Source organism: Pedobacter sp. BAL39 (assembly GCF_000170795.1).
Lineage (GTDB): Bacteria > Bacteroidota > Bacteroidia > Sphingobacteriales > Sphingobacteriaceae > Pedobacter.
This window is the reverse complement of the sequence record NZ_ABCM01000007.1, coordinates 171,738-186,033: the sequence shown is the minus strand read 5'-3', so window position 1 is coordinate 186,033 and position 14,296 is coordinate 171,738. Positions and strand designations below refer to the sequence as shown.

11 protein-coding genes are annotated in these 14,296 nt (G+C 48.8%); 2 read left to right on the top strand and 9 right to left on the bottom strand.

Annotation, left to right across the window (positions count from 1 at the left end):
* The first annotated feature begins 69 nt into the window (after positions 1-69).
* Positions 70-621, top strand: coding sequence for a DUF1003 domain-containing protein (locus PBAL39_RS11525; protein WP_039866484.1), 552 nt, complete (start codon positions 70-72; stop codon positions 619-621).
* Position 622: 1 nt separating this feature from the next.
* On the opposite strand, the gene PBAL39_RS11520 is transcribed toward PBAL39_RS11525, so the two are convergent.
* The 3 genes from PBAL39_RS11520 to PBAL39_RS11510 form a co-directional block, all read right to left on the bottom strand.
* Positions 623-2,017 carry an AcvB/VirJ family lysyl-phosphatidylglycerol hydrolase gene (locus PBAL39_RS11520; RefSeq protein WP_008241550.1) on the bottom strand — a complete coding sequence of 465 codons (1,395 nt, stop codon included), beginning with the start codon at positions 2,015-2,017 and terminating at the stop codon, positions 623-625.
* A 76-nt stretch (positions 2,018-2,093) separates the two neighbouring features.
* Positions 2,094-4,682 (bottom strand): bifunctional lysylphosphatidylglycerol flippase/synthetase MprF, encoded by a 2,589-nt coding sequence (mprF, locus tag PBAL39_RS11515; protein WP_008241549.1) that lies wholly within the window; start codon positions 4,680-4,682, stop codon positions 2,094-2,096.
* A 117-nt stretch (positions 4,683-4,799) separates the two neighbouring features.
* Entirely contained in the window at positions 4,800-5,711 is a 912-nt protein-coding gene (locus PBAL39_RS11510) for a universal stress protein (RefSeq protein ID WP_008241547.1), read from the bottom strand.
* 210 nt (positions 5,712-5,921) lie between these two features.
* Between PBAL39_RS11510 and PBAL39_RS11505 the strand changes: the two genes are divergently transcribed.
* Positions 5,922-6,752: a universal stress protein gene (locus PBAL39_RS11505; RefSeq protein WP_008241545.1), complete on the top strand. Its 831-nt coding sequence runs from the start codon at positions 5,922-5,924 to the stop codon at positions 6,750-6,752.
* Between the two features lie 15 nt (positions 6,753-6,767).
* Here PBAL39_RS11505 and PBAL39_RS11500 read toward each other — a convergent pair whose 3' ends face one another.
* The 6 genes from PBAL39_RS11500 to PBAL39_RS25805 form a co-directional block, all read right to left on the bottom strand.
* Positions 6,768-7,316 carry a DUF3347 domain-containing protein gene (locus tag PBAL39_RS11500; protein WP_039866454.1) on the bottom strand — a complete coding sequence of 183 codons (549 nt, stop codon included), beginning with the start codon at positions 7,314-7,316 and terminating at the stop codon, positions 6,768-6,770.
* Between the two features lie 65 nt (positions 7,317-7,381).
* On the bottom strand, positions 7,382-8,581 hold the full coding sequence (locus tag PBAL39_RS11495) for an efflux RND transporter periplasmic adaptor subunit (RefSeq protein WP_039866481.1): 1,200 nt from the start codon (positions 8,579-8,581) through the stop codon (positions 7,382-7,384).
* A 5-nt stretch (positions 8,582-8,586) separates the two neighbouring features.
* Entirely contained in the window at positions 8,587-9,804 is a 1,218-nt protein-coding gene (locus PBAL39_RS11490) for an efflux RND transporter periplasmic adaptor subunit (RefSeq protein WP_039866453.1), read from the bottom strand.
* Positions 9,782-11,077: a TolC family protein gene (locus PBAL39_RS11485; protein WP_232282939.1), complete on the bottom strand. Its 1,296-nt coding sequence runs from the start codon at positions 11,075-11,077 to the stop codon at positions 9,782-9,784. The genes PBAL39_RS11490 and PBAL39_RS11485 overlap by 23 nt, the downstream gene beginning before the upstream one ends.
* Entirely contained in the window at positions 11,043-12,980 is a 1,938-nt protein-coding gene (locus PBAL39_RS25810; RefSeq protein ID WP_039866480.1) for an efflux RND transporter permease subunit, read from the bottom strand. Before PBAL39_RS25810 ends, PBAL39_RS11485 begins: the two co-directional genes overlap by 35 nt.
* Entirely contained in the window at positions 12,977-14,275 is a 1,299-nt protein-coding gene (locus PBAL39_RS25805; RefSeq protein ID WP_039866452.1) for an efflux RND transporter permease subunit, read from the bottom strand. The genes PBAL39_RS25810 and PBAL39_RS25805 overlap by 4 nt, the downstream gene beginning before the upstream one ends.
* Positions 14,276-14,296 lie beyond the last annotated feature (21 nt).

Below are 14,296 nucleotides of genomic sequence, written 5' to 3'. Positions count from 1 at the left end.
AAACTAAGTTTGAGCAACGCCCTGATATTTGTATTTTTATGGACATACACCAGCAATAAGCTACAAGCCATGAAAAAGAACGCGATTAATCAAATGATGTTGGAAGAAGACAACCAACTTAAAAAGCTGCACCAGATTGTACAGGATACGATTGAGGAAGAGCAGTTGATTGTCAACAACCTTTTGAACCCGCCGGAAGACTTTATTTCCCGGGGGCAGAAAATATCCGATAGAGTGGCACGGTTTGGTGGTAGTTGGGTGTTCATCATCTGGTTTATGTGTATCCTTTTCTTTTGGATCAGCTACAATGCATTGGCACCGGGGAAAGCTGCTTTTGATCCCTACCCCTTCATTTTAATGAACCTTGTGCTCTCTTGCATTGCCGCCCTGCAGGCGCCCATCATTATGATGAGCCAGAACAGGCAGGAAGAAAAAGACAGGATGAGGGGAGAAAATGATTACATGATCAACCTCAAAGCAGAAATGGAAATCCGGAAGCTCCACCTGAAAATGGACCTGCTGCTGGAAGAGCAGGTCAAAACCATCTGCGAGGCACAGTCCAGACAGTTCCAAATGCTTGCGGAGATCAACGCTAAACTCAAAAAGATGGAAGAAAAGTAGACTAAGGTTTCAGTGCCAGGCCATTCAGTATCTCCTTGCTGAGTAGTTCATAATTCTTATCAAAATGATGGTCTCCGGGAATGGTGATGACTTTCATTCCATGGTTTAAATAACTGCGTTTTATGGAGTTGCCTTCACCGGATCCGAAGATTGATACCGTTGCCGGGTTGCTGGTCTTTTTGATTTCCGCAATGACGTCATATTGCCCCCTGCTGCCGCCAAGACTGAGCATGTCCATCACATGGATCTCAAAGTCTGCAGTCACGTCGGGCGACAGGCAAAGGACTCCTTTGAGATCCTGTTTCAGAGCCGCGGGAAGCCTGCTGGTAACAAATGGCACTACCGAAGCTCCAAATGAGTATCCGGCGAGCACAAAATGCTGCTCATCAGTTTGCTGGCGATAGTATAGAATTGCTTTACAAAGATCAGCCGCAGTACGCTCCGGAGTCTTCGCATTCCAGAAATACTTCTGTGCATCAAGGCCAATGACGTTCATGCCTTTTGCACTCAACGCTTCGGCCAGCGATTGGTCGAAGCTGGTCCAGCCTCCATCTCCGGAGATCATAAATACCAATGGCAGGTGTTCATTTTTTACGACAGGGATAAAAGTCAGCGGCAGCTCCTGCACCATTTTCTGGCTCCTGGCATCAGCCTCATGAAGAATTTTCTGATAAGCCGTGTTCAATTGCGGCATCCAGTCGCCAGTATGACTAAAACCATGTCCGACACCGGGCAGCCCCACCAGCTCTGCATTCTTCATGCCTTTCAGAAAATCCGCCGTAGCAGGATAAGGACAAACCTGGTCTTTCATTCCGTTGATCACGATAAAAGGTGCCGTAAGGCCATTTGTTGGCTGCAGGTCGTAACTCTTCCCTGCTTTCAGCACTTTTGATTCCAGGCCATTGCCTTTGCAGAGCGGCTTTTTAAGGTCGATATCTGCAGAGAAGCCCAGGGCCAGGGCACCCTTAAATGTATTTGCCGGAGCCTGTACAAGTATTCCATAGATGAGGACTGCCCCAAAAGAATAACCCACCAGCACTGGTTTGTAGTACGTGCTGAACTTGTATTTTTTCTGCACGGCAAGGCTGAGCTGCTCAAAATCAGCAGCCGGATACAGGCAGTCCGAATTCAGCTTAGACAAGTGGCTGCTGTAGCGCCGGGCATCAATCCCCAGTACCAGTGCCCCTCGCGCTGCAAGCGAATGCGCCATGGTCACCACTCCATCCTTCCAGCCGCCGTCGCCCGAGACAAACAGCGCTACAGAGGAGGGGCTCCCCTCAGGATGGTATACCGTCATCTTACCAAACCCCGCATAACTGAGTGTATCCGTTTCGATGGCTGCTGAAGCAGTGCCGCTCAAACAGAACAGCAGACAAAAGATATTTAATATTTTCATTCCATTCTATCAATATATTCAACCAATTGACCAATTCCACTACACTAGTATATCCTTCACCATTAGGGTATATCCACTAAGGCCTGATGACTTTCGTTAATACTGCGGGCACCTGCAGGAGGTCGTAATCCTGATCATAAATCAGGTATTTATTGAACCATTCCGGTGTAAACTTCTCCTTTGCCGCACGAAGTCCTTTATAATGAGAAAAGGCGCTGATCTTTTCATAAGCAAACTTCATGGAGCGCTCCGGAAAATTACGCGCATCAGCCAGTCCTGACATTGGTGCAAAACCGAGATTGACAGACTGGTATCCCGCTAGTTTCAGGTGGTCAAACAATGCCACCATGATGAAGTCGATCACCCCATTGGGAGCATCCTTAGTTTTTCGGATCAGGTCATATGTACCTTCCCCGTTCACATAATCAGGAATCACATTCATAAAGGCCACAATCTTTTCCTCACTGTTTTCCACGGCAATGATGGTTTGATTTTTAAGTTCCGCCCAGCTGAACATCCCCTGAGAAAAAACAATCTCTTCCCGGTCTGTCTCTTCCAGCCACTCATCTGAAACAGATTTGAGTTTCTGCAGGAGCCCATCTTTTACCGGGGCCTCGTATACTTTAGCCTGGAAACCCTGATCTGCAACCTTCTTAAGCGCATTTCTGATGGACTTGCGGCTGCCTCCCTCCAGAGAGAACCGGGTAAGGTCAACCACCCCCTCCTGTCCAAGGAAAAGCTTCTTTTTACCCAAGGCGAGAAAATCAGGAAGCGCAGACTCGGAGACACGGTAATAGAGGCTTTTCATTCCGCTCTCAAAACAATACTGGTCGAAACTACGAATGAACAGCGGCATATTTGCCGCAGCTGTGACCGGGCAGTCCAGCACCACTGCAAAATTGCCTGCAATCCGATAGGCAATAAAACCTTCCATTCCATCTATGGTATAAATCAGCTTATCCCGGTAGGTCTTGAAATAATCGACAGCAGAGTTGCCATATTTCTGAAGATAGCGGTTGGCATCTTCAAACTCCTCTTCTTCAGTTGCTATATTGGAAATGTAAGGACGGATCAGCGTGTAAATCAGGAAACAGATGGACAGAAAACCGCTGATGTTGATGGCATATAAAAATCCCCTGGCGAAAGCATCCCTTGGCAAAAGGTCATCATTTCCGATCAGGACAAAGTTCTCCAACGTATACCGGACGGACTGCATCAGGCTGAAATCGATATTGAAATGTTTTTTATCCAGGAAATAAAAACCCACAACGCCATAAATGAGGATGGCCAGCATACTGAAAAGTGTCGTCTGAAGTCCTATGCTTCTCAATTTGGAATTGTGCTTGACGTAGTATTCCTTGCGGGACACCATCAGTATGAAAATGACCAGCACGGCGAATATCGCTTCCTCGTAGTCGATGGCCTTGGTCAGGTTACCTACGAGCGACAGTACGCAAAGAGCGAGGGCAAAATACCAGGCCATCCGCAGCCCTTTCAACATGAAAGCCGCCGTCACCAGCAAGAAAAGCCCCGCCATCAGCACAAAATAGTTCGATGCCGTAATGGCTTCCACCGGGATGAAGTCTTTCAGAAAGTGTAGACGCTCGTGTATGGCGGGCGTCAGTACGGAGATGATGTTGATGATGCCCAATAGGAATAAAAACAGTGCCGGTACGATGCGCATCAGCAGTTTATTGATCTTCAGCAGAAAGCTCATGGCCCCCAATAACATGGGCATCCAGAATTCCATAAAACGGTACACGAAGGTGACCGATACCGCTGCAGTGGTGGAATAGCCGAGCCTGATCAGCAGGAAGGTCATCGATGCCTCCACAGCGCCCAGGCCCCGCAGGAAAGGAGAAATGATGAGAAAAACAACAGCAACCACATAACTGATCATGGCCGTCATCAATGAAGGCTCCAGCCGGAGCGCCAGCATGGCAATATAAATGTGAACAATCCCAACCACTTCAATGAGGATGCTGTACAACAGGGTATGCAGAAAGCTGCTCCGCTCAATGGTATTGTTTCGGAGCTCCCCGGCATATACTTCAATCACCGGGAGATATTTGACAATAAAACGGTAAAAGGAGGTTTTATGGATGACAGCGTGATACAGAAAATAAACCGCTGCAACCAGTACCATGGCAGCCGACAAGCCAAACCACTCTCCGTAACCGATGCTTCCCTCCACCAGGGCATAGATAAAAACAGGCACTGCAATCACAAGGACGGACAATATCCCGACAAAGCCGTAAATGGAGGAAGCAAAATTGATCTGCGATTTGCTGATCCCCTTCTGCTCAATGGGGCCGCTGAAAAAAGCAAGAGAGGATACCCCGCCGGCGGGAAGGAAAACACTGACGAAATTCCTTTTGAGGTAAAGTAAGGTTCCGGCGCCAATGCTGATCCTGGCAGAAACAGCGGCAAATGAAGCCCTGTACATCATCCCATGGATAAAAACATAACCGATACTCAAAATGATCCCCAGTAACATCCAGCTCCATTCTACATCGCTCAACAAATGCTGCACCTGCCTGATCTCCCCTCTTTCCTGTTTCAGGAACCAGATGGCCAGGGCAATGAAAAAAAGTGTAAACACATAACTGGAAATAATTTTGCGATTCTCCCGGAGAAAGGGTACAAAAAAATGAAATCTCTTCATGACAGACCGTTATTCAGTGGTAAAGTTAGATTACCTAAAGGTACACATACGAATAGCAACAGAATGAAGATTTCTTCATGATGACCATGTGTTTGTCCCCCGGAGCCAGCTCGGATATTAATAAAGCGACAACATTTTTTTGGATAAGCCAGTGGCACTGGTGCGTTTATGTGCAGGGAATACCAGTAATGGAATGGAGATGTAGTTTGCCTGTCTTTTGGTGTGGCTACCCTGGAAGAGTTTGCCAAAGAAACCTTTGGGGCGGTGTACCATGGCCAGCATGTCGATGTTTCCATCTCTGCCCAGCTGGTCCAGCCCCATGTCGATGTCACTGTTTTTCACTTCACGGTAATAGATCTTCTGGTAATTGGTCAGCTCCCTGATGTTTCTTAGGAAGGCCGTCTCTTTACGTTCCAGCACCTCATCCTTTTTGTATTTTGTAGAAATGTGGATCACAATGATCTCCGCATCAAACTTACTGGCGATGGTGGCGAGTGAGTGGATCAGCTCCACATCGTCCTGGTTGAGGTCGGTGGCGAAGGCGATTTTCTTGATGCCTTTGAAGAGGAATGATCCCGGCACCAGCAGCACGGGGCAGCTGCCACCTTCAATCATCCTGCGGGAGTTACTGCCCAGCGGAAAATGTTCATAGTCCCCCTTGCCGGACATCCCCATAATGACCATGCCGATGCGTTTTTCTTCCACAAGCTCGTTGATCACCGGGATCACCTCCCCGGCAACACCATTGTATTCAATGGAAGGCTGAAAGGAGAGCAGGTTGGACACTACCTCATTGCTATAGGCCAGTTTTTTAACCAGCTGGTGGAGTTGTTTGTGTGTGGCGGCTTCCATGGTAGAATATTCATACAGCGGCCAGGCGATGCGTGCCGCCATTGGCGCGTCTGCAGGAACAAAAAAAGCATGACATAACCTGAGGTTAGACTTTAGCGTCTTAGAAAGATGTAACGCATATCTTGCGGCATTTTCTGCCTGTTCCGAAAAATCCGTGGGCACCAAGATTGTTTTCATTTTTATAAAATTTAATCGACTCATCAGTTATTTTATCACCCCATAAGCTCAAAAACATCAACAGTAAATATACTCACCACCATATAGGTAATAAAATGACTCTAATCATCGCAAGGGATGACAGACGACTGCTTTAAAGCTGAGAATGATCATCTTCAGGGCTGATTACCGTCATTTTACAGGTGCCTCCAGGCCACTAACTTTAACTTTATGAAAAGGATACTTGTCACCACCGATTTATCTGCTAATTCTAAAGCAGCACTTCGCTTTGCTATCCAGCTGGCTTCTCAGCACGACTACCAGCTGACAGTCTATCACGCTTACAAAATCATGCGTCCAACATCCTGGAAAGACTCCATGTTCAGCAGCATAGAGCGCAATGAAACGAAGATCGTGCGGCGGGAGCTGATGAAATTTGTGAACTCTGTATCCCGGAGCATCGGCAGGTCACCACACAAGATTCTTTGTGTGGCCAAGAAAGACAGACACATCGACCGCAGCATCACGGATTATGCCGCACAGCACCAGTTCGACTACATCTGCATCAGCAGAAAGGGACATGGGGAGAGCCTGCAGCTGTTTGGCTCCACCACCACCAACCTCATTACCCGTTCGGAAGTTCCCGTCATTACGGTGCCAGCCAACTACAGGAGGTCTAAAATTGATAAGATTGCCTATGCTTCAGACCTGATGAACCTCGAGGACGAGCTAAAGAAAGTGCTTGATGTCAGTCAGCACCTGGATGCCAAGGTGGAGCTGCTGCATTTCAAGGTACCCATGAGTTACCTGGATGATGAAAAGCGCTTTGAGAAACTGAATGAGGAGCTGTCGGCCCACAATATTACCCCTCATTATGAAAACTTAAATTATGAGCAGACCTTAATTGCCAACATCAACAAAACCATTGTGAGCAATAAACCGTCGGTGATGATTATGTTTACGCAGCAGAAAAGGACACTTTTTGAAAAACTATTCCTGTCCAGCATCTCCGCAGAATATGCTTCCATGACCAAAATTCCATTGCTGGTATTTAAGAAATAACCAGCTTATAAAAAGTTAGTCTATGGTTTCCTTCACCGCCCCGCAATCCAGCATGGATTCGCCGAAATAAGGGTTTCTGATGTCCTGCTGATTACTCAGCCATGAAGCCCCCTTGTCGTCCATAGCCATGGGGCAATAGGCTACGTATAGCTTTCCCGAGTTCATTCCCGATGTTTTTGCCCTTTCAATGAAGATCCTGCTTAGTGAGGCGTAAGCAATGCGCTGTTCATCCAGGTCGTCAGTAACCATGATTTTTGTGCTGAGTGCCACGAGTTCATTGCCCTTGTTCATATTTTTTGCACCCAGCGCAATGGCATTTGCAGCGACCTTCGCTTCCGCCACATCACCGTCGATGAGCGCAGTGGTCAGCTTCATATAATGCGTATACACCGAATTCAGGAGGTCATCTTTTAAACTCACCCTATGAAAGCCGGCAGCAGGTGCTGTTACCAACGCAGGTTGAGCAACAGTATCTACTTCCTCTTCGGAAGCTTTCGGATTCTTACAGGCGGCCATCATCGTAATTACCGCAGCCATGAACAATAGTTTGTTATAGTTAATCATCGTTATATTTTCAACGTTCATCATCATTATTTTCTGATCTGGTTTTCGGATTCTTTTTTACCCGGCTAAACCGGATTTTTACCTTTTTTGAGTACATATTCACTGTACAACAGGTAAGCTCCGGTCATCACCACTTCCGTACCATTCTCCAAACCTTCAGTAATCAGGACCCTTCCCTCCTGCGCTGTTCCGGTACGGACTTTTCGTGGCTCAAAATGATCTTTCCCTGTTTTTACCCAGATGTGTGCCGCTTTTCCATCCTGTATCACTGCATCCTCAGGAAGGCTGAGCCCGCCTGCCGACTTTACCTGTGGCAGAAAGACATTTGCCTGTGCTCCGGGCTGCCATTGGTGGTTGACATTGGGGATACTTCCGCGGATCTGGCTCAGCTGGGTGGCCGATTGTAAGGATGGATTGATAAAGGATACCTTCATCAGCTGAGGCTGATCTTCCCAACCGGGAATCACCACCTTCATCTGTTGACCCAGCTGGATCGCAGCGGCTTCATTCGGATAGAGATCCGCTTCAACCCAAAGGGTGTCGTAACCTTCGAGGCGCATGATGGAAGCACCTTCTGTTACATATTGACCCTGGTTAACAGCAAGCTCTGCCACAATACCACTCTGAGGCGCAAAAAAAGTAACCATAGGACTTTTCTTCTGTGTTTTTAAGAGCTGCACAACCTGGGCCTGCGACTGCCCATACCGCAGCAGTTTCTGTTTTGCGGACTCCAGCAGCTGCAGTTCAATTTTGTCGCCGGGAAATTGTTTCTCCTGCGCTGCAGCCATCAGGTATTCCTGTTGCAGCGTAGCCAGCTCCTCTGAATACAACTGGTAAAGGGGCTGTCCTTTTTTGACCATCACACCGGTCTCCCGAATGTAGAGCTGCTCCACCCTTCCCGCAATGCGGCTGCTGATATAGTTGCTTGCTTCCGGGTTGACCACCAGACGGCCATTGAGCTGACGTGCCCCGGAAAGACCGCTTTCTCCAACCACGGCAGTGGTAATATTGGCCAGTGCCTGCCGCTGCTGGTCGATCACCAGCAGCTGTTCATTGCTGTTTTTTTCAAAAAGCACCAGGTCCATCCCACAAATCGGGCAGCTGCCCATCTCTTCCTTGATGACCTGCGGATGCATGGGACAGGTATAAGTCAGCTTTTTTGTGCTGCCGGCGGCCCGCTTCGGCGTTTCCGAACAGGCCGTCAGCATTAGCGAAGGCAGCAGTGCCACGACAGCCAGATGTTTCAAAAAAAGTTTTCTTTCCATATCCATTATTGCGGTAAATTTTCTTTCATTTTTATAAAACTTTCACTATCCACAAGATAGGCGGCATTGCTACTGAGCTCCCAACTGCCGATGTCCTCGCGGACCTGTACCATCCCCTCGGCGGTCAGGCCGGATTTGACAAGTTTCGGCACAAACACCGCTCCTTCTTTCTTAAACACGACGCTACTGTTACCTACAGCAACCAATGCAGCTTGAGGCAGCCACCAGCTGGCGGCAACAGAAACAGGCACCTTTGCTGTCAGTAACTCTCCCGCCTTAAATCCCGCAGCGGGCATATAGGCGCGCAGGAGCGTAAAACTTTGCCCTGCTTTAAAAACCGGCTGAATCAGGGCCACGGTCGCCAATTTGCTTTGTGCTTTATCTGCCGTGCGGTAAAAAATCATTCGGTCGCCCTTACGGATATATGCCGAAAGCTGAGGCCTGACCGAAAATTCGGCCACCAGACCTGAAGTATTGTAAATGGTAAACAAGGATTGACCGGCAGCTACATACTGACCGGGGCGCAGCATCAGCGGACTGCTCGAAACAGGGCCGGCAGCATTGGTTTGCGCAGCAGGAGCTGCTGATCCTCCCCCCATATTGTCCATGCCCGAACCTGCAGCCTCTGCTGCTGCCGGAGCCGGAGCTGCTACTGGGACTGCGCTCTTTTCCAGGATATAACCATCGGCATTGCTATATACAGGAATGCGGTAATCCGGCTTTCCGATATGGAGCACCTTATCAATGTCACGACCGCTCATGCCCAGCAGCTGTAGCTTGTGACGGGCAGCGCGGATGAGCTCCGTATCGTTACCCTTATGAAGATACAGCAATTCCTGCTGCGCCGCCGCAAGCTCCGGGGAGTAGATTTCCATGATCAGCTGCCCTTTTCTGACGGACTGATAATTGAAATTGATGTACAGTTGTTCAATACGCCCGGCAATCCTGCTGGAGATGTTGTGTTCATTCCTGGTATCATAGGTGATCAATCCCTGTAGCTCTTCTGTAAAAATGCGGCTGCCATAGCTGGCTTTGATCACAGACAGCCGCGACACCACCTGCTCATTGGCTGGTTTCAGCAGCTGCGACAAGTTACTGTCCACTTGCAGTGCTCCCGGATCATGATGATTACCCTGTGGCTTCTGACGGCATGAAGAAAGTGCTGCAACGCTCAGCAACAGCACTGCCATTAACGTCCCACTAGCGATAGCGTTCTTTCTCATAATCTACAATCATTAAGTAAAGCTTTAGTTTTTCATCCAGCACGCTGGTCTGCATCATCGTCAGGGCCTCCCAGGCACTGATCACCTCCGGCAGTTCCATTTTATTCTCCCTGTAGGTCAGGAAATTAATGTCCAGTGTTTTCTGTAGGGTAGGAATAATTTTATCCTCCATTGCGGTGATGCGCTTTTCCATCGACTCGATCTCATACTGCATGCCGTAGAGCATCCCCTGCGTTTCCTGCAGCATGGCGGACTTCTCCTTTTCCATGGCCATGACCTCGTAAGTCATCCCTTTTACCTCAGATTTATACATCTTCGACGACCAGGGTGCGATGGGAATGCTGACCATTCCCATGACGCTGAACGCTTTGGGCATCATTTTCGTCAATGGCGACATGTGGTCAAAGCGCAGCCTGAAATCCGGGCGGCTCTGCATTTTCATTGCTTCAATGTTCAGCTTCATGGAGGCAATATTATGGTCCATCTTGTGGATGTCCTTTCTGTCCAGGGCCAGCTCTGCAGTATCAATCACTGCCGCCGGATGAAACTCAGGGTCATACAAGGTATCAATAGAAAATGTGGCATTGCCCGGCCTGTTCATGAGGCTGTTGAGCCAGGCCTGCGATTTGCCCATGTCTCCCTCCAGCATGCGGATCATATTTTTATTTTCTTCCAGCTTTGCTGTGGCGGCATATACATTTCCCAGCTTCGACTGGTTATAGGGATAGCGGATTTCCTCAATTTTCTTCATCCGCAGCATGATCTTCTCATTCAGCTGCAGTACTTTCGTCTTTTGCGCAGCAACCAGCCAGGTATAATACAACCGTTTGGCCTGTGCCTTATAGTCGTTCAGTGTGATGCCACGACCATCAAGCTCTGCATTTGCCTTGGATTCCAGGTATTTTTTGTTGGCATTCAGTTTCGCGGGATTGGGAATGTCCTGCTCCAGCTGAACCATTAGTGACCCTTTATCACGGTCTTCCATCACCTCCTGACCAGGGTATGGCGTCATAAACGTCCCTACCCCAACCATGGGGGCCATCCAGGCGGTAGCAGCCTTTGCAGTATATTTGTATCCCTCTGCCCTTAATCCATAAGACTGAAGCAAGAGGTTATTCCGATCTATGCGTTTTAAGATGGTATCCAGGCTGAGCTGCTGCTGAGCGCCGGTAGCCGGCACCGTCTTTTCCTGTGCGATGGAACCCATGGGAAACAGCACCAGCATGACGGCGATTTTTCTAATGTTGTACATCGTGCACCTCCAGTTTTCCATATTTTTTTAATTCATATTCTTTAGACATCAGAAAGATGAGCGGCGTCACCAGGAGGATATGTGTCGATGAGGTCAGCACCCCCCCGATCATTGGCAGGACGATGGGCTGCATTACATCTACCCCAACACCTGTAGCCCACAGTACCGGTACCAGGCCGAACAATGACACGCACACCGTCATGAGTTTCGGTCGGAGTCTTCTCGCAGCCCCATAGATGACATGCTCACGAAGGTCGTCCACAGTAATGGTTTCACTGGAGTTTCCTTTTTGTTTGATCAGTTGTTGCATGGCATCGTTGAGGTAGATGACCATCACGATTCCGGTCTCCACAGCAATGCCGAAGAGGGCAATGAACCCCACGGCCACGCCGACAGAAAGGTTCACATGCCAGATCCAAATCATGTAAGCACCTCCGATGAGGGCAAATGGCACGGTAATCAAGCTGAGGAAGGCCTCCCTCAGGGAATTAAAGGCAAAGTATAAAGAAAAGAAGATGATGATCAGCACCACGGGAGCAATCCACATCAGGGTCTGCTTGCCACGGATCAGGTGTTCATACTGTCCGCTCCATTCCAGAAAATAACCTTCAGGAAGCATTCCTCCGGTTTTATTCAGCTTCTCCATCGTTTCCTGTACGGTACTCCCCAGGTCCCTGTCGCGCACATTGAACATCACCGCACCACGAAGAATCGCATTGTCGGAGCTGATCATTGGTGGTCCATCTTCGAATTTGACATCCGCCACGGCCGACAGCGGCAGTTCACCAAAGGCGCGCGACTGCAGTGGAATGCGCTCAATCTGGGCCAGGCTGTTTCGATATTCCTGTGCCAGGCGTACAGCGATGGAAAAGCGCTGTCTGCCTTCAATGGTATTGCCGATTGTTGCGCCTCCTAATGCCGTTTCCACTACCTGGTTGACATCATCCACATTCAGTCCATACCGCGCCAGTTCTTCTCTTTTGATATTTATCGACAGGTATTTTCCTCCTGTAATTGGTTCTACATATAAGTCGCTGACGCCGGCTGTCCCTTCCAGTGCCGTTCTGACCTGCTCAGATACAGAGGCGATGGTATCCAGGTTTTGGCCGAATACCTTAATGCCGACATCAGTACGGATGCCTGTAGCCAGCATATTGATCCTGTTGATGATGGGTTGTGTCCATCCGTTTACCACACCGGGAATCTGCAGTTTAGCATCCAGCTCATTGATGATGTCTTTTTTGGTAAGTCCCTCACGCCACTCCGTTTTCGGTTTGAGGGTAATGATGGTCTCTATCATACTGATTGGGGAGTTGTCGGTCGCCGTACTTGCGCGGCCCGCTTTACCCAGAACCTTATCAACCTCCGGTACAGACTTGATGATCTTGTCCTGTACCTGCAGGATTCGCTTGGCTTCCGCATTGGACACATCAGGAAGCGTCACGGGCATGAACAGAATGCTCTGTTCATCCAGGGGAGGGATAAACTCTGTACCCAGGTTTTTCAACAGGGGGACGGTGATCAGCAGGGCAATGATATTGATGGCCAGCGTTGTTTTGCGCCATTTGAGCACTTTACGGATGACGGGTTCATATATTTTCTCCAGCACCCGGTTTACCGGGTTGGCGTGGTCAGGCTTAAACTTCCCTTTCATAAAAAAGGAGATCAGTACCGGTGCGAGGGTGATGACCAGCAGGGCATCCACCAGCATGATAAAGGTCTTGGTAAAGGCCAGCGGGTGGAATAGCTTCCCTTCTTGTCCCGTCAGCATAAATACCGGTAGGAAAGAAGCGATGATGATAATTGTCGCAAAGAAAACACCTCTCGACACCTGTTTGCTGGACTTTGTAATCACCTCCAGGCGATCCGCTTCAGAAATCCAGTCCGGGGATTTGCGGAAGCGATTTTTTAACCACTTGATCATGATTGACTTGTTTTTTGTTGGTCCTTTTCCCATATCGCATATCGTTCTGCAAGGTGCTTGTAAGCATTTTCACTCATGATGATGCCATTGTCGACAATCACGCCTATCGCCAGGGCGATCCCTGTGAGCGACATGATGTTGGAAGAAATGTCAAAGGCATTGAGCAGGATGAAACTTCCAGCTATAGTAATCGGAATCTGAATGATGATACTGAGCGCACTGCGCCAGTGAAAAAGAAAAACAATCACGATGAGCGACACGACAATCATCTCTTCAATGAGTGTATGTGTAATGGAATCTACAGACTCTTTGATCAGCTCCCCCCGGTCGTACACAATATCAAACTTTACCCCCTTCGGCAACCCTTTGGAGACTTCTTTCATTTTGGCTTTCACCTGATCGATCACCTTGGCCGCATTTTCACCATAGCGCATCACTACGATGCCTCCTGCCCGCTCGCCCTCACCGTCCTGGTCGAAAATGCCCAGCCTGGTTTCGCCCGTCATCTGGACCGTTGCGATATCGGCAACGCGTACCGGCACCCCCTGTTGATTTTTCACAGCGATGTTGGAAATCTCGGCCACCGACTGCAGGTAACCGGAGGTTTTGATGATGTAACCGATGTCGCTCATCTCAAACTTGCGCCCACCCGACTCATTGTTGTTGCTCCTTACCGCTGCAATCACCTCAGGAACAGTGATCTTATAATACAGCAGTTTATTCGGATCCACATTGATCTGGTATTGCTTCTGAAAACCTCCGAAGGAAGCAATTTCACTCACCCCAGGTACCGTCTGCAGGGCAAACTTCACATACCAGTCCTGAATGGCACGTTGTTCACCAAGGTCCATATCAGGGGCATCCAGCGTATACCACAACACGTGACCTACACCTGTACCGTCGGGACCAAGCTGTGGCGAGGCCCCTTCCGGGAGTGTCCTGGAGATGGTGCTGATTTTTTCCAGCACCCTTTCGCGGGCCCAGTAGATGTCCACATCATCTTCAAAGATGACGTATATGAAGCTCATGCCGAACATGGAGGAACCACGTACGTATTTGATCTTCGGAAGTCCCTGCAGGTTTGTCACCAGAGGATAGGTCACCTGATCTTCAATGAGCTGAGGCGCGCGGCCCATCCATTCGGTGAATACAATCACCTGGTTCTCCGAAAGATCAGGAATTGCATCTATGGGATTCTTTTTAACCGCATAAATCCCCCATACGAACAGTCCGGCGGCGAGCAGTAACACGATAAACCGGTTCTGCATCGACCATTCTATAATTTTATGTACCATGATCTATAATGATAGCTATCT